Genomic DNA, 21,188 nt, shown 5'->3' with positions numbered 1-21,188 from the left:
CAAGGCAGCCCGCACCCACGGCATCATCGACGCCTTGGCCGAGGTCGGCCCGGCTCGCCACGGCGACAAGGCTTACCAGGGCGCCGGCTACACCCCACCTGGCAGATCACGCAGAGCGGGTTCTCTGGGGCAGGCGGTGTGGCGTGAGGCGTGCTTCGACGATGCGGGCCGGTGCGGAGGCTACGGAGTGGCGGGGTGCCATGGCGCGTCGGCCCGGGTGGGCAGTGCGTCGGCGGCCAGTTGGAGTGCGTATACCGGCCGTGCGTCGTCGGGGACGGGGCCGAGGTGGTGACGGCCGGTCATGTGGCACCAGGCGGGCAGGTCCAGTGGGGCGGCCGGGTCGGTGGCGATGACGTGGACGACGGTGCCCGGCCGGGCACCGTCGATCTCCTTGCGCAGGCGCAGCAGGAGGGTGACGCAGAGCAGGCCGGTGCCGTCGACGGTGAGGCAGGGCGGGGGAGTCTCAGGGGCGGTGGCCGGTCCTGCTGTCCAAGGCCGAGCACGCCCGCCGGAAGGATCGAGCGGACTTCGACGCGACCGCCCCACGTATGACCTCGGCTCAGCGCAGGACCTTGGCCGAGCTGCTCGCCCGCGTGCATCCGGGGCATCCCCGGCTCGCGGACCTGTCGTCCCCGGACTGCGGCGACAGCCTCCTGCTCGTGATCGTCTTCTCCGCCTTCACCTGCGGGCGGTAGGACGAAGGGCTCCCGCGCGCTGGGTGCTTGGGGAGCCCTCCCGCCGTCGGCGGGATGCGTTCCACGGGGGCGCCCCGGCGGAGTGTGCGCGGAGTGCGGGCGACGTCCCCTGAAGGCCATGCCTGGGTGAACCGTTCGCGGCCCCCTGCCGTGGTCGATCACGCGGTCTGCGGCTGCGGGTCCCTCACCGTCCCGCGCGGCAGCAGGGTCACCGCGAGTACCGGCACGGCGGCGAGGAGGGCCCATGGCACGGCCGCCGGAAGCCCCGCGTCGAGCAGGGACCCGATGGCCGAGCTGCCGATGAGGACGATCACACCGGAGACCGAGGACAGCGCGCCCGTGTAGAGGCCGATGCGGCCCTCCTCGGCGAGGTCGGGCACCCAGGCGCGGGCGGCGGGCACGATCAGCATCTGGCCGACGGTGAGCAGCACGACGTACCCGGCGGCGGGCAGCAGGCCCGCGAGGCCCGTCCAGCCCGCCGGGCGCGCCGCCGCCACGACCGCGAACCCGGCCGCCACCAGCAGCAGCCCGGCGGCCATGGAACGGCGCAGGTCGAGCCGGTCGCCGGCCCACCGGGTGACCGGCAACTGCGCGAAGACCACCAGCAGGGACGACAGGGCGAACAGCCAGGACAGCGGCGCCTGGGAGCCCGCCGCGCGTTCCACCTCGTCGGGCAGGGCGAGGTAGAGCTGGTTGTAGGCGAGGAGGTAGCTGCCGTAGGCGCAGCACAGGGCCAGGAACGGGCGGTTGCGCAGCAGTTCGCGCACCCCGGCCCGGTCCCGTACCCGTACCCGGCCGGGGATGTGCCGGGGCATCAGCCACGCGTGCCCGGCGAGGACCAGCACGAACACCGCGGCGCCGGCGAGGCAGGCGGTGCGGAAGTCCACGGCGAGGAGCAGACCGCCGAGCAGCGGCCCGACGAAGGAACCAGCCTGTCCGGCGGCGGAGAACAGGGCCAGGACCCGGGTGCGGGAGCCGTGGCCCTCCTCCTCCCAGACCACCGCCTGGCGGGCCACCTCCGACTCCACGGCCGGGGAGAACAGCGCGGCGGCGAAGCCGATCAGCAGCACCGAGCCGATCACCGCCCACGTCTGATCGGCGAACCCCAGCCAGGCGAACCCGGCGATCCGCAGCGCACAGCCCACCAGGACGACGGGCCGCACCCCGTACCGGTCGACGAGCCGGCCCCCGACCACGAAGAGCCCCTGCTGGCTGAACGTCCGCAGTCCCAGGACGAATCCGACCGTCCAGCCCGTCATGCCGATGGCCGTGCCGAGGTGCTCGGCGAGGAACGGCAGGACGGCGAAGAAGCCGATGTTGAAGGCGAGCTGGGTCACGATCAGCAGGCGCACCAGCGGGGAGAGACGCCGCCAGGTGCGCTCACGAGGAGGCCGCGGGCCGGTGGCGGGGTGCTGGGACAGGAGACGGGAGGACACGTCGCTCATCAGGGATCGGATCCGTCAAGGGGAGTCGGTGGAGGCGGTGGTGAGGACGGGGTGCCGGACCGGCTCGGGCCCGGCGGGCCGTACGGTCACGGTCGGTTCTTTCCGCCTGCGCCGGGGGAGGCGTGCTCCGCCTGCCGCGGTGACGGCCAGGGCGCCGAGGAGGGCGAGGACGGCGGCGGGGGCCAGGACGGCCCAGGGGGCGCGTTCGATGTAGGGCTGGTTCTCGGCGAGGAGCAGGCCCCACTCGGGTGACGGGGGCTGGGCGCCGAGACCGAGGAAGCCGAGCGCGGCCAGGCTCAGGGCGATGCCGGGCAGCCGGAGCAGAGCATGGCGGACCACGGGCGGCAGGACGGCGGGGAGCAGCTCGCGCCACAGCAGGTACCAGGGTCCGGCGCCGAGTGCGCGGGTCGCGGTCAGGTGCAGGGTGGCGCGTTCCTGCCGGAGCAGGGCGGACGTGTGTACGGCCAGCGGCGACCATGCCACGACGGCCACGGCGAGCGCCGGCGTCCACGGCCCGCTGCCCGCGATGCCGGTGACCAGGAGCGCGGCCAGCACGGGGGGTACGGCGTTGACGGTGTCGACCAGCGGCCCCGACAGGCGGGGCAGCAGGCCCAGCAGGACGCCGGTCAGCAGGACGGCGGCGCTCACCGCGAGGGCGGTCCCGAGCGTGGTGAGAGCGCCGTGCGCGATCCGGGCGAGCACGTCCCGGCCGAGGGCGTCGGTGCCGAGCGGGTGCGCGGCGGAGGGGGCCTGGAGGCGGGCGGTGGTGTCGAGGGCGAGCGGGTCGCGGGGCAGGCCGAGGGCGATGACGGCGGCGAGCAGCAGCCCGTACACGAGGGGGACGACGCGGGGTGCGGGCGGGGCGGGACGGTGCAGGGAGTGCAGGGCGCCGTCGCGCAGCGCGGGCCCGATCAGCCGCCGTACCCCGAGCCGGGCCAGCAGGGCGGCCAGGGCCGCCAACACGACGAGGGCGAGGGTACCGGTCTGCAGCACGGGCAGGTCCTGGGCGAGGGCGGCACGCAGGGTGAGCCGGCCGAGGCCGGGGATGTCGAAGATCTGCTCCACGGCGACCGAGCCGCCGGTCAGGCCGACCACGAACAGGCCGAGGTTGGGCAGGAGCCCGGGCGCACAGCGGCGCAGCGCCTGCCGGGCGATCGACGCGGGCGGGATTCCGCGGGCGGCGGCGGCCAGGGCCCACGGCTCGGCGAAGGCGGCCGGCAGCAGGTCGTCGAGCATCCGTCCGAGGACGGCCCCGGCGGGCAGGCCGAGGGCGAGGGCGGGCAGGATCATCCACCGCGGGCCGTACCAGCCGAGCGCGGGCAGCCACGCGAGCTGGACGCCGACGACCGAGGCCAGCACGGAGGCGACGAGGAACTCGGGCAGGGCTGCCAGCACCGCCGAACCGGTGCCGCCGGGACCGCGGTCGCCGAGTCGGCGCCGCGAGCCCAGCCGGAGAGTGCGCGCGCACACCGCCCCGGCGGTCAGCACGGCGACGACGAGGGCACCGGCCATCAGGAGCAGGGAGGCCCCGAGGGCCTGCGCGACGGCGGGCAGGACCTCGGTGTCAGACACCCAGGACCGGCCCGCGTCCCCGTGCGGCAGACCGCCGAGCCACTGTCCGAGCAAGTGCGACGGGCCCTCGTCGAGGCCGAGTTGCTCACGTATGGCGCGCAGAGTCCCGGGCGTCGGGGTGCGCTCGGCGGAGCGGGCCTTGAGCACGGTCAGCGCCGGGTCGGTCCGTGAGAGCCACGGCAGCAGACCGATCGCGCAGACGAGAGCGGCCGTGAGCACCGCCCGCCATGTCAGCGTGGGGACGCCGCCCCGCGCGAGGGAGCGCAGGGCGGCGGCGAGCCTGGCCCGGGGCGCGGTCAGCGCCGGGTCCCGGTGCCGACGAAACCCCGCTCGTAGGGGTCGAGTACGGCGCCCTTGACGGACGTGCCGATGCCCGCGACGACCTTCAGGTGCACCAGCGGGATCACCGCGTCGGTGCCGAGGATCGCGGCCTCCGCCTTCATCGCCGCGTCCTGCCGCCGGCCCGGGTCGGACTCGGCCCCGGCGACGGTGACCAGCCGGTCCACGTCCTTGTCGCACAGGAAGGACAGGTTGTAGGAGCCGTCACAGGTGTAGTCGCCGGCCAGGACGGTGACCGGGTCGCCGGTGTCCAGCATCATGTTGCGGGAGACCACGGCCGCGTCGAACTTCTTGGCCAGCAGGTCGCTTTCGAGCCGCGCGTAGGTGCGCACCTCCAGCTTCACCGTGAATCCGGCCTTCTTCAGCTGTTGTTGGAGCACCTGGGCGGTCTCGGGCAGTTCGGGCCGGTCGTCGTAGGTGGCGATGGTGATGCTCCTGCCCCTGGGGCTGGTGGCCTTCGCCCGGCCGGTGGGCTCGGTCCGCTTGCCGGCGGCCCACGTCAGGGCGGGGCCGTAGAGGCCCTGGGCGGGCTCGGCGTATCCCTCGAACACGCCCTTGGCGACGGTGGAGGTGTCGATCGCCTCCCGGGCGGCGGCGCGCAGGCCCGCGTCCTTGAAGACTCCGGCCTGGGTGTTGAGGTACAGGCTGGTGTTCCGGGCGGTGTTGATCTCGTGGACGGTGTCCTTCTTCAGGGAGGCGACCTGGGCGACGGGGACGGCCTCGGCGATGTCCACGTTGCCGGTGCGCAGGGCGTTGGCGCGGGCGGTGCCGTCGGAGACGAACTTGGCGTCGATGCCGGACGCCTGGGCACGGCCGCCCCAGTAGTCGTCGAAGCGGTCGAGGGTGGCCGCCGTGTCGCCGGTGGTCTTGGTGAGTTCGAAGGGGCCGGTGGCGGTTCTGACCGGGTTCACCTTGCCGTTCTCGCCGTATGCCTTGGGGGAGAACACGGCCAGGCTGGGGTTGGTCAGCCGCAGGGGGAGGACGGGGTCGGCGGTGGCGGTGGCGACCTCGACCCGGTCGTCGCCGACGGCCTGGGCGGTCAGTGCGACACCGGAGAGAACGGTGGGGGCAGGGGCGGCCGCGGCGGCGTGGGTGAGGGCGGCGGCGACGGCCTTCGCGGTGACGTCGGTGCCGTCCTGGAACTTCGCGTCCCGCAGCGTGAACACCCAGCTCTTGCCGCCCGGTTCGCTGCTCCAGGACTCGGCGAGGGCGGGCACCGCGGTGCCGTTGGCGTCGAGCCGGGTCAGTCCCTCGGCGACCCCGAGCCGGGACAGGACGAAGGCGTCCTGGCCGTAGGGGGAGTAGTTCTCCGCGGGCGGGAAGGCGAGTGCGACGCTCAGACGACCGCCGGAACCGGAGCCGGAGGAGTCCGAGGAGTCGTCGCCGGAGGAAGAGAAACAGCCGGAGAGCAGCGGTGCGAGCAGCAGGCCGGCTATCAGGCCGGGGCGGGGAGATCTCATGGTCCTCGTTCTGTCTTTCCGGGGCTTCCAGGCGGAGTCAACCGACATCATATGAACATGGTTTTCATTTTGTGAAGGGGATCTCGAAGTGCACGACGCCGCTGCCGCCGCCGGGCACCTCCTCCCGCTCGTCGCAGACGACCTCGCCGAGGGCCTGCCAGAGCCCCAACGCGCCGGGCGAATGCGGATACGTGTGCAGATACACGGCCCGGTAGCCGCCGTCCGCCCGCGCGAAGTCCAGCAGTCCGTCCACCAGCCGCCGGGCCAGCCCGCGCCGCCGGTGCTCCGGGCGCACGTACACCCGCCGCAGTTGGGCGGTCGCGCCCGACGGGTAACGCTTCGCCAGCCACCGGGGGTTCGGCGGATGGGCGGGCCCCCGCGCGTCCAGCGCGGCCGTGGCGGCCACCCTCCCGTCCGTCTCGTCCACCGCGACCAGCAGCGTGTGCCGGGGCGGGGTGAGGTAGAAGGACTGCGGATCGACGATGTCGTCGTGCCAGTGCGGCACGTACCCGGTACCGAAGTCGCGGTAGACGGTGTCGAGCATCACCGCCCGCGCTCCGCCCAGGTCCGCGGGCATGGCTGTCCTGATGCAATAGTCAAGCACTTGCGAATTATATGCAGTAGCTGCTGTGGATCAGGTCCGTCCCGGCCGCACCGCCCACGATCCGGAACCCGGAATCCCCCACCGGCCAGGTACTCGGCGCCGACGATCGGAGCTGACGCTGTGGCCGTCCTGAATCGCACGGCCGGCGAACTGCGCCGGCACGTTGATGAAGCCGGCCGCACCCTGCTGATGACCACGCACGATCTGGCGGCGGCCGAACGCAGCGCCGGCCGCGTCGCCGCCATGTATGCCGGCCGGGTCGTGGGACTCGCCCACGGCAGCGGGTACTTCGGCATCACCGGCCCTCGCCCCTCCTGCAGCCGCGGGCGCCTCCAAGCCCGTCCCGCCCGTCCCGCCCGTGAGTTCACCCCGATCCCCGGTCGGCTCGCTGCCGGCGGCGAGCAGGGCCGGGAAGCGAGCGGCCGCCGTACTCGCTGGGGCGATCAGCGTGACGGGCACCGCCCCCACCCGGTCGATCAGGTCGGCGGGCCGCCACGCCGTGTCACCGTCCAGCGAGGACGTCGACCCTTGGGTCCTGCGCGCCAAGGTCCCGGTCTTCACCGGCATCCACCTCGAACAGCGGCGCCTGGCCGGAGACCGAAGACCACCCGGCTCAGCGCCACCGGCAGGCGGCAGCCACCCAGGGGCCGGCCGGACACATGACCGGCAGACCCTGCCGTCGGCGCCCTCGCACCACGCCGCCTGCCGTCCTCACCGGATGTCTTTGCCGGTGTCGCGGCGTGGCCGGTTCGCCTCCCCGCCGATCCGCGCGGCGACCTGCCTGATCTCCGTTGGCGGGAGGCCGTGGGTCGGGTGATCGTCAGCGGTTTTCGCCCGTCCCGGTGCCGACGCCTGTGTCGGCCGGCGGGTCAGCCCGACCCCGGCGAGCACGACCGCCATCCCCAGAGCGATCCGGACACCGAAGTCCTCATGGAGCAGGACGACCCCCAGCGCCACCGAGACCACCGGGAGCAGATAGCCGACGGTGGCCGTGTCGGTGGCGCCTTCGGCGGCGATGTTCCGGTAGGTGAGGTGGAAGGTGAGGCCGGTGGTGACGACACCGAGGATCACCACGGCGACCAGCTCCTTCGTGCCGATCTCGATCGGCGTCAGCCCTCCCGCCGGCAAGGTCGGTGCGGTGAGGGCGGTCGCCGCGATGAGCTGCGCCGTGGACAGCGAGACGGTCGGGATTCCCTTCCCGACCAGAAAGCGGCTCATGAACGTGAAACCGACCGCGTAGCTCGCCGCCGCGACGACGATGGCGAGAGCTCCCCAGCCCCCAGACTCCGTTGCCTGCCACGGCGCGAAGATCAGCACGACTCCGGCGAATCCGAGCAGGAGCCCACCCAGCCGGGACGGCCGCCGGCCGCGCTCGGACCCCACGACCACGCCGATCAGCAGTGACCACAAAGGGGTCGTCGCGTTCAGTACGCCGGCGACCCCCGAGTCGATGCTCTGCTGTCCGAAGCTGAACATGGCGAAGGGCAGGGCGTTGCAGAAGAAGGCGGCCACGACGACGCGACCCCAGATCGCCCAGCTGCCCGGCAGCCGCCGACCCGAGCCCAGACAGACCACCAGCAGCGTGAGCGACCCCAGCAAGCACCGGCTGAAGGTCACCTGCACCGGGGTCAGCGCGTCGAGGGCCACCTCGGTCCACAGGAAAGTCGATCCCCACAAAAGGGCGAGCACGCCGATACGCGCCCATGCCCGGCTCCTGTCCATGAACCCGTTCAACGTCGCCTCCTTGATCAGCCCCGATGAACGGTGCCGCACCCTTCCTTCAAGGACAAGAAAAAAGTTCTGCACCATTGTTAAGTTCGACTACATGCTCGACGTCAGACGAATGCAGGTACTGCGCGCCGTGATCACCAGCGGCTCGGTGACAGCGGCAGCGGCGCACCTCGGCTACACGCCCTCCGCCATCAGCCAGCAGATCTCGGCACTGGAGAAGGAAACCGGGATGACGCTGCTGCGACGGGCCGGTCGAGGCGTCGCGCCCACGGCGGCCGGCCTGCTGCTCACCCGATACACAGCCGTCATCAGCCAGCACCTCGCCGAGGCCGAGACCGCACTGGCCGACCTGCGCGCGGGGCGCGCGGGCCGGCTGGCCCTTCGCTACTTCGCCTCGGTCGGTCCGACCCTGCTGGCGCCCGCCCTGGCCCGGGTGCGCCACGAGCACCCAGGGGTGGCGATCGACCCCAAGCTGGCCGATCCGGATGAGGCGTTGTCGGAGGTGGACCGCGGCGACGCCGACCTGGCCGTCGTCGTCAGACGGCCGACCGAGGCACATCACCAGGGCATCCGCGTGATACACCTGCTCGACGACGCCTACCAGGCGGTGCTGCCCGTCGGACACCCGCTCGCCGCCGAGCGCGTGGTCGACCTGGCCGATCTGGCCGGTGAGCCGTGGGTCGGCAGCGAACCTCCCGGCCCCTGTCTCGCTCCCGTCATCGACGCCTGCGCCGCGGCGGGTTTCAGCCCGGACTTCGTGGCCCAGTCGGAGGACTACGCCACCGCTCAGGGATTCGTCGCCGCCGGCCTCGGCGTCAGCCTCGTCCCCCGCCTGGGATTGAGCGCCCGCCATCCCGGTGTCGTCATCCGCCGGGTCCGGCGCCCCGAGCCGATCAGGACGATCCACGTCGTGATCCGGGAGAGCTCCCTGGAGCAGCCTGCTCTGCGCACCCTGCTCGACGCCCTCAGGGACTCGACAGGGCAGTGAGGGATGCATGCACACGTCGCCGCTCCTCGACCCGGTACACCCACGACGTCTCGGTGCTCAGTGCACCGATCCTGTCACCGTGAGGAACCTCATGCGCCGGAAATCACTCCGCGTCGATATCCGACCGGGGTCGGACCTCCACGATGAAGTCCGCCTGCGCCATGTCCCCCTCCTCGTCGTGCCAGAGGAAGACCCGCACGTGCATCGCGTGATGGAGGCCGATCCTCTCCCACTCGGTCATCAGGTCGCCGACGATGCGGCTGATGACGTACTTGGCGCCCTCGGTCGAGTCGGGGGCGGTGATCGCGCCCTGCCACCGTTCGGGGTCGCTGCCGTAGGGCCGCCAGCCCTCGGAGCCGTGCGGCTCGAACACCCGGTACACCCAGTCCGTCTCGGTGTTCATAACACCGATCCTGTCACCGGAAAGTCCCATGCGCCGCATCGATTCCTCCACGCGGAGCGGCGGAAAAACCTTGATGAGCGGGTGGTGCTGCTTCGTGCCGAGGGTTGTGGAGCGGCGAGGCGATCAGCCGGACCGCCATTTCCGCCACCTGTGCCGGCCCTGGGCATCGCCGCCGTCAGTGTCCACGACAGTGATCTGAGTCGGAGATTCATCGACAGCAGGCGGCCGCTTTGTCGAGGATTTCGTTGGAGGTCTTGGTCCAGGTGAGGCGCGGTGGACGCCTCGCTTGAGATTCTTCTGCGTGAGCTCGGCTCAGTCTCCGGGAACGCTCAGCAGCACGGTCAGGGGAGCCACCGGCGCTTCTCGCCGGTCTGGCTGATGGATGAGGAAGCAGTTGCTCGACTCATGGAGTTCCCCGCCGGTCGGGAGAAGCCGGGAGCCCGAAAGGAAACGCGAACCCGAAGGAAACCGCGAACCCGAAGGAAACCGGGAACACGGCAGCCCGCCCGACCAGCAAGAGGGGGGGGCGCTGCGGTAGGCGGGTGGTCGACCTTGGCTGCCGCAGGCCGTAGACGAGGAGGTTCATGAGCGCGGTGGTGCGGGCGACCTCGCGATGCCCGCGCACGCATTTCTCGCGGCCACGGCGGCTCAGGCGACCGCGAAAGGGGATGCAGAAACGGTTCCGGCACCGCGCAGACGCCGAGCCGTCGCCTGCCGCCGCCACCGACGACGAATCCACTCGTTGGAGAGGCGGTCCGGCAAGACCGTCCTGACGCACCATCAGCGAAATTCGCTCCGGGCGACCCTCCGACCAGGCCGGACAGCGAAAAGCTGCTGGAGTGCGACCAGCGAATCGCCGCTCCGTCCCCTGGGCGCCGGGCCGCAGGGGCGGCTCGAGGGGCAACCGGCCCGGCTACGTCTCGTGGGGGCCGCGAGCCCGGGCGCACGCCCCCGATTCAGGATCCCAATCGGCGAGCATCCTGAGGCCCCGTACGGCGAACGTGAACCGCAGGAACGGCCGCGGATGGCCGTCGTCGCAGTGCACGACCTGCATGGTCACACCCTCGGGGAGCTTGACACCCCGTGCGCTCAGCACCGAGTCGCCGTCGGTGCGCAGCCGGAGGGCGAGCTCCGGCGAGTCGACGAAGTCCTCGATGAGCGTGAGCAGCTCCTCGTTGCGGCCGAGTTCGAGCAGCGTCCGGTGCACATGCGCCCGGTCAGGACTCAGCGGCTTCCCGCCGTTGCTGAGCGCGGCCTCGTGGCCTTCGAGGGCTCGTTCGAGGCGCTCTCGGTGAAGGGCTGGGATCGGCATGGCCGTTCTCGCTTTCCCGCTACCGGCGCAGGCGTGCCGGCAGCGTTGCCAACAGGGCATCGAGGGCGTTGACTCGGCCGTGGCCCTGGTGGATGCTCCAAGGCCCGTTGGTGCTCCCGGGCTGGTAGACCGCCGGGCCCGCACGGTCGGCCGTGCCCTCGATGACGGCTCTCACCTCATCGGGCGTAATCGTCGGGTCCGAACTCAGGAGCAGCGCGGCGATCCCGGAGACATGAGGTGTGGCCGCGGAGGTGCCTTTGAAAGCTTTCACCCAGTCACGGCGACCGAGGTCCTGGAGGTCTTCGTCGCCTTCGCCCTTGAGCATCGTGGTCGGTACTCCGTCACCCGGCGCCACGACCGAGAGGCCCGAGCCGTAGTTCGAGTCGCTCACCCTGGCATCGTTGCGGTCGCTCGAACCGACGGCGATGACGTGGCTCCCCGTCGCGGGGAAAACCAGCGCCGCCCCGTCGTTTCCGCTCGCGGCGCAGAGGACGACGTTGTCGGTATGGGCACGGTCGAGTGCCCGATGGATGATGACCGAGCCCTGCCAGCCGGGAGCGTTCCAGCTCATGTTGATCACACGAGCGCCATTGGTCACGGCGAAGCTGATGAGCGCCGCGGCGTCGGTGTCGGTGTGGTTGGTGTTGAAGCAGAGCGGCATGACAGAGCAGCCGCCCGCCACTCCGGACGTGCCTTTGAGGTTGTGCGTGATGGCCGCGGCGACGCCGGCGACCATCGTCCCGTGCCCCCTCGCGTATCTGGGCAGATGCGGGTTGTTGGAGCCGTCGTTGTTCGGGCCCCCGGTGCCTGCCACGTGCCGTAGGTCGGAATGGGTCAGATCGGACCCCGAGTCGATGACGGCGATGGTGATGGTGCTGACGCCCATCTGCAGATCCCAAGCCGTCCGCCCCGGTCCCCCGGCGCGGATGCGCACCAGGTTCCACTGCCCGCCGTACCCGATCGACGGATCCGGCTGGTAGAACGTGTCCGCCGGCTCGAAGGAGTAGGGAAGGAGCAGCGGCATGGTCGACAGCAGGACCGCGTCGTCGTCGTACGACTCCTGCTCCAGGAGCTGAGCCCGTACTTCGTGAGCCGGGTGACTGCGAGGGTCGGCGATGATGTAGCAGCGGTAGCCCGGCAGGTCACGCGAGGTGTCCGCGTCCTCACGCAGTTCGATGTCCGACGGTGGTGGAGCCTCCTCGTCCTTGACCAGCAGGACGTCCGGTACCGGACAGTGCAGACCTGCGCGACCGGGGGCAAGCGGATGGTGATAGACGGGAGCGATCCACTCCAGCGCGTCGTCGAACTCGGCCTCGATGGCGTTGTGCAGTTCGTCGTCGATGTCACCGGACAGGGAACGCACCCAGAAGCGGCGTTCCGTATGATTGACGGTCTCCGACGGCCCCAGGCCACTGCCGGGTACCGGGGCGCTCGGTTCCAGCCCCATGTCGACCTGTCGCAGACGCGGTGAGAGGGCGTCGAGGTGCTGTGGTGCGCGGAAGGCCAACAGCAGGCGGGTCCGGTCCAGCGTGACGACCGTGTCCGGGTCACGGGCGAGTTCAAGCGGGTAGCGCGTCGTCATGTCATCCACCTCGTTCCGGAACTCCCCGGTCCTTGGGTCCGGTGGTCAGGAGCCGATTCCGCCGCTCAGCTTCCAGAAAGCGTTGTGAAGCGGTCCGGCAACCGCTTCCGTGGCCCACTCGTACCGGAGGAACGTCGTCCCCCGGAAGAAGAACGTGCTGCCCACGAATCGGCGCTCGCCGTTCAAGCAGGCATGCAGGCCTCTCAGGAACCGCCCGGTCAGCCTGAACCCGGACAGGGGGGACGGCCCGCTTGTCTGACCGGTGGACCAGTCACGGGTGACGTACTGATTACCTCTGAAGAAGTACGCCTTTCCGGATTGCGCTCCCTGGCCGGTGACCGCTGCATCCACTCCCGACGCGAATCCGGCGGGCAGGTTCCATGTCGTGAGCGAGTACGGACCACGGACCTGCGACGTCAGCCAGCTGTAGCTCATGTACCGGTCGCCCCGGATGAAGAACGCCAGGTTCTGGGACGGCCCCGCGCCGTTCAGGGCGGCGTCGACACCGGTGTCGAACGGAGCCCCGAGCCCCCAGGCGGTCAGCGAAGTCGGGGTGCCCGTCGCGCCGCCCGTCGCCCAGTCGTAGATGAGGTACCGGGAATCCTTGAAGAAGAAGGCCTTGCCGACGGCGGAGCCCTGGCCATTGACGACTGTGTCGAAGAGATAAGCCATGATTTGTCTCCATCAGGCCGCAGTGCATGGCGTCGGCTTCACGGCACGCCGCAGTCGTCTGCACCTTGGTGAGTGCCGGAGCCCGGGAGATACACCCATGGTTTCACGCCGCGCAGCGACCCGCACCCGCAGAGCCCGACTCGCGCTGTGCGCCCGGCTGTTCGAGCCGGCGCCGCGTTGCGCCCGCCCGGCCCCTTGGACCCCGCTGCCCACCATCGTCAGCGTCTGGTCCAGGGCCCGGAGGAACCGATTCGTCGTGGTGCGGTCGCGGGCTGCCAGCCGGAGCCGGCGGCGATTCAGCCCGGGAAGCGTGTCGCCGCGCCGCGCCGCGCAGCGAAGCCCGGACCGCGCAGGCGGGCACGCACCTCAAGCCCGGGACGTCATGCGCGCCTCCGCCGCCGCAGGTGCGGGAGCGGACACCGGGCCACAGAGGCCGCACGGACCATAACGCTGATCATGGCCCATCGGATCATGGTCTCGGCGTGGGCGGGGTGGTGCTCATAATCGCGGGTCAGGCGGCGATGGGCCGTCAAGTCAGCCAGGAAAAGGTTCGCTCGATCGCCCACCGCTTGGGCCGGACCTGGAAACCCCATTGTCCGGGGCCCTTGCAGACGACCTCCAGATCGCTGCCGAGGACCTGGGTGGCCCAGCCGACCAGGCGGCTGGCGAAGCCTTGCTCGGCCCAGACCCTGCGCCCGCTGCTGTGGTCCGGCCTGGCCCACGGCAGCGGGCGCTTGGCTCCGTCGCGGTCCTGGATGCTCGGCGGTCCGCTGGACGATCTCGCAGTGCGTGCGGACCGACCGGAACGCCTCCGCGGCGGGCATCCACTCCTCGTGCAGCGCTCGGATCTCTTCGGGGGACGGAATGCCCGTCCGGGGAGATGAACAATTCGGCCCCGCAAAATCCCGGCTGTGCGCTCCCGCCGGCGTCAGGTGGTGAAGACCTTGCCCGGGTTGAGGATGCCCGCCGGATCCCACACCCGCTTGATGCCACGGTGCAGGTCCAGTACCGCCGGGCCCAGTTCGTCGGCCAGGCCACGCATCTTCAGCAGACCCACGCCGTGCTCGCCGGTGACCGTGCCTCCCAGCGCGAGCGCCTGGTCGACGACCTCTTCGAACACCCCGCGGCAGCGGGCGAGTTCCCGCTCGTCGCCGCGCGGCACGACCAGCATCGGGTGCAGGTTTCCGTCCCCGGCGTGCGCCAGGGTGGCGATGTGCACGCCGTGCCGCGCGGCGACGTCCTCGAGGCAGGCGAGCATCTCGGGCAGGAGACCGCGGGGGACGCAGACGTCCTCGCTGAGCACCATGCCCAGGCGTTCCAGCGCGGGGTAGACCAGGCGCCGGGCGGCGAACAGGGCGTCCGCCTCGGCCGGGTCGCCGGACCGCGCGCTCCAGGTGGCGCCGACCGCCTCGAAGCAGGCCAGCACGGTGTCCGCCTCCTGGGCGCCCACCGCGCCGGGCGCATCGCAGCGGGCCAGCAGCAGCACGTCGCCGCCGTCGGTGAGGCCCATGTTCTTCCACTCGTCGACGGCGCGCAGGGAGAAACGGTCCACGAGTTCCAGGGCGCTCGGGACCACACCGGAGGCCACCACCCGGGCGACGGCCCTGCCGGCGCTCGGCAGGTCGGCGAAGTAGCCCACGACGGTGTGCTCCTGGGCGCGCTCGCCCCGCAGCCGCACCGTGACCTCGGTGACCAGGCCCAAGGTGCCCTCCGACCCGACCAGCAGACCGGCGAGTTCGAAACCGGCCGAGCTCTTGGCGGTGCGCCGCCCCAGCCGGACCACGTCACCGCGACCGGTGACCACCTCGAGGCCCAGCACGTAGTCCCGGGTGACGCCGTACTTCACGCAGCACAGTCCGCCCGCGTTGGTGGCGACGTTCCCGCCGATGGTGGACCACGGGGCGCTGGCCGGATCCGGCGGGTACCAGAGGCCCTCGGCGGCACACGCGGCACGCAGGTCCTCGTTGACGACGCCGGGTTGCACGACGGCCAGCCGTTCGTCCGGGTCGATGCGCAGGACCCGGTCCATCGCCGAGAAGGACACCACCACCGCGCCCTCGACCGCGTTGGCGCCGCCGGACAGGCCGGTGCCGGCCCCGCGGGCCACCACCGGCACGCCGTGCTCCGCGCAGTAGACCACGACGGCCGCCACCTCGGCGGTGTCGTGGGGCTGCACCACGGCCGCCGGGAGCGCGTAGGGCGCGCCCGCTGCTTCGTCGTGGGCGAAGGACGCCACCCGGGAGGGTTCGGTGATCACCCGTCCGGCCGGGAGGAGCCCTGCGAGATCAGTCGGTGTCGTGGTCACCCCGGCGAGGTTGGCACCCGGGGCGGCAGCCGTTCAATTGGCCGTTGGTACAGGCCGTGGCGCCTGTACCAACGGCCAATTGCCCGGCCCTCGAGGCTTCGGCCAGCCTTGCTCGACGTCAGGTCAAGGCCGTGTCCGCGGTCCTCAGGAGGGTGAGTCGATGACGGCAGTGCTGATGGGAATCGGAGGCTTCCTCCCGCCCGTGACGGTCACGAACGACGACCTCTCCCGCACCCTGGACACCACGGACGAGTGGATCCGTACCAGGACGGGCATCCGGGAGCGGCGGTTCGTCTCCGAAGGCCTGTCGACGGGGAGCATGGCCGTGGCGGCCGGTGAGCGCGCCCTGCGGTCGGCCGATGTGTCCGGGGTGGACGCCGTGGTCGTGGCGACCACCTCGCCCGAGCGTCTCTGCCCGGCGGTGGCGCCGGAGGTGGCGGCGCGGCTGGGTCTGGGACCGCTGGCCGCGTTCGACCTGACCTCGGCGTGCAGCGGTTTCCTGTACGGGCTCGCCACCTCGTCCGGCCTGATCGCCGCCGGCACCGCCGACACCGTGCTGTTCATCGGGTCGGAGGCGTTCACCACCCTGGTGGACCCGGAGGACCGGTCCACGGCGCCGATCTTCGGCGACGGCGCGGGCGCGGTCGTCCTGCGCAGGGGCGAACCGGACGAGCCCGGCGCGCTGGGCCCGTTCGACCTCGGCAGCGACGGGGCGCTGGCCGACCTGCTGGCCATTCCGGCGGGCGGTTCCCGGCAGCGCTCCGCCGACGGCGGCCTGGGGCACAGCACGGTGCCGACGGGTGACTGGTACCTGCGGATGGAGGGGCGTCCCCTCTACACGCAGGCCGTCGAGCGGATGACGCAGTCGGCGCAGGCGGCCCTCAAACGCGCCGACTGGTCCGCGGCGGACGTCGACTGGTTCGTCGGCCACCAGGCCAACATCCGGATCGTGCGTGCGGTCGCGGAGGAGCTGGAGCTTCCCGGGGAGCGGGTCGCGGTGAACATCGACAGGGTCGGCAACACCCTGGCCGCGTCCGTGCCCCTGCTGCTGAACGACTACGCCGCCCGCGGGGACCTGAAGGCGGGCCAGCGGGTGCTGCTCTCCGCCTTCGGGGCCGGTCTGTCCTGGGGCTCGACCACGCTCGTGTGGCCGGAGATCCAGACGGAGCCCGTCGACTGACGGGTTCCCGGTTCCGCGTCCCCCGTTCCCTCTTCACCTCTCGAACCCCTACAGCCCTCCAGGAGGAGACATCATGAGTTCCGCCCACGGCTCCGTCGTCGAGGTCTTCGTCGCCCGTTTCGATCTGGACGCCGAGGCGGTGGTGCCCGAGGCCACCTTCGACGACCTCGGTCTCGACTCCCTGGCGCAGCTCGAGCTGGCCACCGCCCTGAAGAAGCGCCTGGGCGTCGTGATCAGCGACGAAGAGCTGTCCGAGATCTCCACGGTCTCCGACATCGTCGCCCTGGTCGAGAAGAAGGGCGCCGCGGTCCGATGACCGGCTTCGCGGCCGCCGTCACCGGCATCGGGCTGGTGACTCCCGCCGGTGTCGGCGTCAAGGAGAGCTGGGACCGCGTGGTCGAGGGCCGGCCGACGGCGGCGCACCACGCCGACCTGGAGGGCCTGCCGGTGACCATGGCGTGCAGGGTGCCCGACTTCGCCCCGGCCGCTCTCGGGCGCACCGCCTGGCAGTGGGACCGCTACTCCCAGTTCGCCGTCGCCGCCACGCGCGAGGCGCTGGACCAGGCCGGGCTCGTCCCGGGCGAGTGGGCGGACAGCTCACGGGTGGCGGTGATCCTGGGCTCCGGCGCCGGCGGCACCGCCACGCTGGAGGCGCAGCACCGCGTACTGCTGGAGGAGGGACCGGAGGAGATCTCCGCCATGACCCTCCCGATGGGGCTGCTCAACATGGCCGCCGGCCAGGTGGCGATCGACATCGGGGCCAACGGGCCGTGCTCGGCCCCCTGCACGGCGTGCGCGGCCGGGGCCAGCGCGATCGGCCTGGGCCGCGAGCTGCTCCGGTCGGGGCTGGCCGACATCGTCGTGGCCGGTGGTGCCGAGGCGCCGATCACACCGCTGTACCTGTCCTCGTTCGCGAGGATGCGGGCGCTGTCACGGCGGCTCGACGACCCGGGGACCGCGTCGCGCCCCTTCGACGCGGCCCGCGACGGGTTCGTGCTCGGCGAGGGCGCCGGGGTCGTCGTGCTGGAGTCCGAGGAGCACGCGCGGTCCCGGGGCGTGCGGCCGGTGGCCCGGGTCATCGGGTACGGCGCCTCCGCGGACGCGCATCACACGACGTCCCCGCACCCGGAGGGCAAGGGCGCCGAGCTGGCGGTCCGTGCGGCGCTCGCGGACGCCGGGCTGACCGGCCGGGACATCGGCTACGTCAACGCGCACGGCACCTCGACCCCGCTCAACGACGTCATCGAGGCGGGGGTGATCCACCGGGTGGCCGGCCCGGACGTGCAGGTGAGCTCCACCAAGGGCGTCACCGGGCACCCGCTGGGCGCGGCCGGCTCCATCGAGGCGGCGTTCGCGGCGCTCACCGTGCACCACGGCGTGATCCCGCCGTCGGCGAGCACCGCCGAGGTCGATCCGCGGGTGGAGGTGGACGTCGTGCACGGCGCGGCACGCCACGCCCGCGTCGACGTGGCCCTGAGCAACTCGTTCGGCTTCGGCGGCCAGAACGCGGCCCTGCTGATCGCCTCGGCCTGACCCCTTCCTGAGCTCCGCCCGATCGCGGCGGCTCCCTCCGCCGGTCCCCTCACCACCCCACCGCGGGAGCCACAGCCGCGGGAAAGGACCCACACATGACCTCGTCGGCCTCCGCCGAACTGTCCCGGCTGCTCTTCGACGGCAGGTACGAGCAGACGCACCAGGACCTGCACGAGCTGCTGCTGGACCCCGTCTTCGACCCCCGCGAAGGGCTGAACATGACCGAGGCCGGGAAGCTGGCCTACGAACGGTCGCGAGCCGTGCACGCCGCACTGGAACGTCCGCGGGAGATCCTGGCCGATCCGTGGCGGCTGTTCGCGCTGGCCGAGTGGCCGTCGCTGGTGGACGTCTCCACGTTCTCGCTGCTGATGGTGCACTACAACCTGGCCTTCGGCACCGTCGTGGAGCACGGCGACCGGGAGGACCTGAAGGACCTGTTCGACGAACTGGACCGGCTGGACTCCTTCAGCCCGTACATGGCCACCGAGCTGGGCTACGGCAACAACGTGGCCGCCCTGCGCACCGAGGCCGTCTACGACCCCGCCACCGAGACATTCGTCCTGAACACGCCCGACGCCCTCGCGCAGAAGTACATGTCCTACAGCGGGTTCCGGGACGTCCCCAAGCTGGCCGTGGTGATGGCCCGGCTGAAGGCGGACGGCAAGGACCACGGCGTGTACCCGTTCCTCGTCCGGATCAGCGACGGGAAGCAGTTGTGCGAGGGCGTGCACGCCGCGCCGTGCCCGGAGAAGCCGGTGCAGGGCCTCGACAACGGCCTCACCTGGTTCGACCACGTGCGCGTCCCGCGTCGCCAGCTGCTCCACGGCGACATGGGCGGCTTCGACGACGACGGCGTGTTCCGCCCGGCGTCCGGCAACCGGCGCAAGCGGTTCCTGCGCGCGATGAACCGCATTCTGCCCGGCCGGCTGTGCGTGTCCAGCGCGGCGGCGGGTGCGGGCCGGGCGAGCGTGTACATCGCGCTGCGGTTCGCGGCGCAGCGGCTCACCAACGCACCCGGCCGCAACGACCTGCCGATCATCGAGTACCGCAGCCACCAGCTCGCGCTGTACACCGCGCTGTCCCGGACGTACGCGATGACGCTGCTGCTCAACCATGCCAAGCGGCAGTTCACGGCGACGCCGCGGGACGCCGTCCCTGCCGAGCTGAACCATCTGGTATCGATCACCAAGGCGCTGTCCACCTGGGAGATGACCGACGTCGTCGCCACCTGCCGTGAGCGCTGCGGTGCGCAGGGCATCTTCAGCGCGAACCGGATCGCGGACTACGGGTCGCTGCTCCAGGGCCTGGTCACCGCGGAGGGCGACAACCAGGTGCTGCTGGCCACCACCGCGGGGCAGATCATCGCGCAGTACGACGACAGCGCCGAGCCGGCCCCGGCCCCCGACCCGGCGGGACGGGACCTGGGGGACCTCGCGTTCCTGGTGGCGGCGGTACGGCACCGGGAGGCGGAGCTGCTCCGGGAGGCCGCCGCGGCCATGGCGGACGACACCGGCGACCGGACGTACTTCGAGGCCTGGAACGGCACCATCAACACCGGCCTGGAGATGGCCCGGGCCCGGGGTGTGCGGAGCGCGCTGGAGTGCTTCGCCGCCGGGGTCGGCACGCTGGAGGACGAGTCGGCGCGGACGGCGCTCGGCCTGCTGGCCGCACTGTACGGGCTGAGCGAGGTGCGCCGGGACGCCGGCTGGTACCTGGCGCGCGGTGTGCTGACCGCCGAGCAGGTGGAGCGGCTGCCCCGGGAGGCGGACACGCTGTGCGCGCGGCTCCAGCCGTACACCGACGCCCTGATCGGCGGCTTCAACCTCTCCCCGGAACTGCTGCGGGCGCCGATCGCCGCCGACGACTACGTGAGCGCCTTCCAGCAGCGCACCGGCGCCTTCGGACCGGCCGCCGGCGCGGTCGCCGAGGGGAGCTGAGCACCATGGCGAGGCACAGCTACTTCTGCCCGATCCGCTGGTCGGACATGGACGTCTACGGCATCGTCAACAATGTCTCCTACGTGCGCTACCTGGAGGAGGCGCGGGTCGACTTCATCTTCCGGATGGCGCCGAACGACGGCGACGCCTTCTTCAAGGACGGGTCGGTGGTGGTGGAGCACCGGATCCGCTACCGGCGCCAGCTGGTCCACCGGCACGAACCGGTGGAGATCGAGATGTGGGTCTCCGACCTCCAGTCGGCGACGGTGGCCATCGACTACGTGGTCCACGACGGCGACACCGTGTACGCCACCGCCTCGACCGTGATGGCGCCGTTCGACTACCGGGCCGGGCGGCCCCGGCGGCTGACGGACGAAGAGGTCCGCTTCTTCGAGAAGTACCTCGAGCAGACACCGGCGGCCGGCTGAGATGCGGCTGCTGCGGATCGGACCGCCGGGCGGTGAGCGGCCCTGCGCGGTGGGCCCCGACGGCGTCGTGCGGGATCTGGCCTCGTGGGTGCCGGACTGGACGGGTGCGGCCCTGGATCCCGACGCGCTGCAGGAGACGGCGGCGCGGCTGGCACGGGAGGCCGCCGGGCTGCCGGCGGTCGACCCGGCCGCCGAGCGGGTCGGCCCGCCCGTCCGGCCGGGCGGGCATCTGCTGTCGATCGGGCTCAACTACCGGGCGCACGCCGCCGAGGCGGGCCTGGCGCTGCCCGACGAGCCGATCGTGGCCAGCAAGGCGCCGACCACGCTGGTCGGCCCGTACGACGACCTGCTGCTGCCGCCGGGCGGTGAGAAGACGGACTGGGAGGTCGAGCTGGCCGTGGTGATCGGCCGGCGCGCGCAGTACCTGCCGGACCCCGCCTCCGCGCTGCGCCACGTCGCGGGGTACGCCACCGGCAACGACGTGTCGGAGCGGAGCTGGCTCCTGGAACGTGGCGGGCAGTGGGTGAAGGGCAAGTCCTTCGAGTCGTTCAGTCCGCTGGGCCCGTACCTGGTCACCCCGGACGAGGCGGGCGACCCGGGCCGACTGCGGCTGACCTGCCGGGTCAACGGCCGGATGATGCAGGACGGCTCCACCGCAGACATGGTCTTCGAGGTGTCCCACCTGCTCTGGTACCTGAGCCAGTGCATGGTGCTGCACCCCGGTGACGTGGTGCTGACCGGAACGCCCGGCGGCGTCGCGCTGGGCCGCCCCGACCAGCCGTACCTGCGAGCCGGTGACGTGGTGGAGGCGGAGGTGTCGGGGCTGGGCGCACAGCGGCAGCGGTGCCGGGCGGTGGTCCTGGGCGACGCCGGGACGGACGCCCCGGAGGCCGCGGCCGCCCCCGTCCTGCCTGCCGCGCCCGCACGGACCCGGTCATGACCGGGCGCCGGCCCCGGCGCAGTCCGCACCACCACGGCCCCGCCGGCCACGGCGCCTGCGGG

At 72.0% G+C, this 21,188-nt stretch carries 20 protein-coding genes; 8 read left to right on the top strand and 12 right to left on the bottom strand.

The window, feature by feature from the left end:
* Nucleotides 1-180: 180 nt before the first annotated feature.
* On the bottom strand, nt 181-546 hold the full coding sequence (locus tag ACH4F6_RS34335) for a sulfurtransferase TusA family protein (protein WP_397964285.1): 366 nt from the start codon (nt 544-546) through the stop codon (nt 181-183).
* A gap of 2 nt (nt 547-548) precedes the next feature.
* On the opposite strand from ACH4F6_RS34335, the gene ACH4F6_RS34330 reads away from it, so the two are divergent.
* Entirely contained in the window at nt 549-695 is a 147-nt protein-coding gene (locus tag ACH4F6_RS34330) for a hypothetical protein (protein WP_397964284.1), read from the top strand.
* Nucleotides 696-853: 158 nt separating this feature from the next.
* Here ACH4F6_RS34330 and ACH4F6_RS34325 read toward each other — a convergent pair whose 3' ends face one another.
* From ACH4F6_RS34325 to ACH4F6_RS34300, 6 genes are all read right to left on the bottom strand, one after another.
* Nucleotides 854-2,140, bottom strand: coding sequence for an MDR family MFS transporter (locus tag ACH4F6_RS34325; protein WP_397964283.1), 1,287 nt, complete (start codon nt 2,138-2,140; stop codon nt 854-856).
* A gap of 15 nt (nt 2,141-2,155) precedes the next feature.
* Entirely contained in the window at nt 2,156-3,931 is a 1,776-nt protein-coding gene (locus tag ACH4F6_RS34320; RefSeq protein WP_397964282.1) for an ABC transporter permease subunit, read from the bottom strand.
* Nucleotides 3,932-4,008: 77 nt separating this feature from the next.
* A complete protein-coding gene (locus tag ACH4F6_RS34315) occupies nt 4,009-5,511 on the bottom strand; it encodes an ABC transporter substrate-binding protein (RefSeq protein ID WP_397964281.1) in 1,503 nt (500 codons plus the stop codon).
* Between the two features lie 64 nt (nt 5,512-5,575).
* A complete protein-coding gene (locus ACH4F6_RS34310) occupies nt 5,576-6,115 on the bottom strand; it encodes a GNAT family N-acetyltransferase (RefSeq protein ID WP_397964280.1) in 540 nt (179 codons plus the stop codon).
* Between the two features lie 30 nt (nt 6,116-6,145).
* A complete protein-coding gene (locus ACH4F6_RS34305) occupies nt 6,146-6,676 on the bottom strand; it encodes a hypothetical protein (protein ID WP_397964279.1) in 531 nt (176 codons plus the stop codon).
* Between the two features lie 150 nt (nt 6,677-6,826).
* Nucleotides 6,827-7,837, bottom strand: a complete 1,011-nt coding sequence (locus tag ACH4F6_RS34300) for a DMT family transporter (RefSeq protein WP_397964351.1) — start codon at nt 7,835-7,837, stop codon at nt 6,827-6,829.
* A 103-nt stretch (nt 7,838-7,940) separates the two neighbouring features.
* On the opposite strand from ACH4F6_RS34300, the gene ACH4F6_RS34295 reads away from it, so the two are divergent.
* Nucleotides 7,941-8,834, top strand: a complete 894-nt coding sequence (locus tag ACH4F6_RS34295) for a LysR family transcriptional regulator (protein ID WP_397964278.1) — start codon at nt 7,941-7,943, stop codon at nt 8,832-8,834.
* Nucleotides 8,835-8,937: 103 nt separating this feature from the next.
* On the opposite strand, the gene ACH4F6_RS34290 is transcribed toward ACH4F6_RS34295, so the two are convergent.
* From ACH4F6_RS34290 to ACH4F6_RS34270, 5 genes are all read right to left on the bottom strand, one after another.
* Complete coding sequence (locus tag ACH4F6_RS34290; RefSeq protein WP_397964277.1) at nt 8,938-9,237, bottom strand: hypothetical protein; 300 nt, start codon at nt 9,235-9,237, stop codon at nt 8,938-8,940.
* Nucleotides 9,238-10,150: 913 nt separating this feature from the next.
* Complete coding sequence (locus ACH4F6_RS34285; protein ID WP_397964276.1) at nt 10,151-10,549, bottom strand: hypothetical protein; 399 nt, start codon at nt 10,547-10,549, stop codon at nt 10,151-10,153.
* Nucleotides 10,550-10,568: 19 nt separating this feature from the next.
* Nucleotides 10,569-12,131 (bottom strand): S8 family serine peptidase, encoded by a 1,563-nt coding sequence (locus ACH4F6_RS34280; protein WP_397964275.1) that lies wholly within the window; start codon nt 12,129-12,131, stop codon nt 10,569-10,571.
* A 45-nt stretch (nt 12,132-12,176) separates the two neighbouring features.
* On the bottom strand, nt 12,177-12,803 hold the full coding sequence (locus ACH4F6_RS34275) for a hypothetical protein (RefSeq protein WP_397964274.1): 627 nt from the start codon (nt 12,801-12,803) through the stop codon (nt 12,177-12,179).
* Nucleotides 12,804-13,731: 928 nt separating this feature from the next.
* Nucleotides 13,732-15,108, bottom strand: a complete 1,377-nt coding sequence (locus ACH4F6_RS34270; RefSeq protein WP_397964273.1) for an FAD-binding oxidoreductase — start codon at nt 15,106-15,108, stop codon at nt 13,732-13,734.
* A gap of 160 nt (nt 15,109-15,268) precedes the next feature.
* On the opposite strand from ACH4F6_RS34270, the gene ACH4F6_RS34265 reads away from it, so the two are divergent.
* The 6 genes from ACH4F6_RS34265 to ACH4F6_RS34240 all read left to right on the top strand — a co-directional run bounded on the left by ACH4F6_RS34265 (nt 15,269) and on the right by ACH4F6_RS34240 (nt 21,126).
* Nucleotides 15,269-16,288 carry a beta-ketoacyl-ACP synthase III gene (locus ACH4F6_RS34265; protein WP_397964272.1) on the top strand — a complete coding sequence of 340 codons (1,020 nt, stop codon included), beginning with the start codon at nt 15,269-15,271 and terminating at the stop codon, nt 16,286-16,288.
* A 73-nt stretch (nt 16,289-16,361) separates the two neighbouring features.
* Nucleotides 16,362-16,604, top strand: coding sequence for an acyl carrier protein (locus ACH4F6_RS34260; protein WP_397964271.1), 243 nt, complete (start codon nt 16,362-16,364; stop codon nt 16,602-16,604).
* Complete coding sequence (locus tag ACH4F6_RS34255; protein ID WP_397964270.1) at nt 16,601-17,821, top strand: beta-ketoacyl-[acyl-carrier-protein] synthase family protein; 1,221 nt, start codon at nt 16,601-16,603, stop codon at nt 17,819-17,821. The genes ACH4F6_RS34260 and ACH4F6_RS34255 overlap by 4 nt, the downstream gene beginning before the upstream one ends.
* Before the next feature lie 95 nt (nt 17,822-17,916).
* Nucleotides 17,917-19,758: an acyl-CoA dehydrogenase gene (locus tag ACH4F6_RS34250; RefSeq protein WP_397964269.1), complete on the top strand. Its 1,842-nt coding sequence runs from the start codon at nt 17,917-17,919 to the stop codon at nt 19,756-19,758.
* Nucleotides 19,759-19,763: 5 nt separating this feature from the next.
* The gene (locus tag ACH4F6_RS34245) at nt 19,764-20,186 is read left to right on the top strand and encodes an acyl-CoA thioesterase (protein WP_397964268.1); all 423 of its coding nucleotides are present in this window, start codon (nt 19,764-19,766) and stop codon (nt 20,184-20,186) included.
* Between the two features lies 1 nt (nt 20,187).
* A complete protein-coding gene (locus ACH4F6_RS34240; RefSeq protein WP_397964267.1) occupies nt 20,188-21,126 on the top strand; it encodes a fumarylacetoacetate hydrolase family protein in 939 nt (312 codons plus the stop codon).
* Nucleotides 21,127-21,188 lie beyond the last annotated feature (62 nt).

Origin of the sequence: Streptomyces sp. NPDC017936 (assembly GCF_044328485.1) — a bacterium.
In the GTDB taxonomy this organism is placed as follows: Bacteria; Actinomycetota; Actinomycetes; order Streptomycetales; family Streptomycetaceae; genus Streptomyces.
Note: the sequence above shows the minus strand (reverse complement) of the source record. Positions and strands in the feature narration are given on the sequence as shown.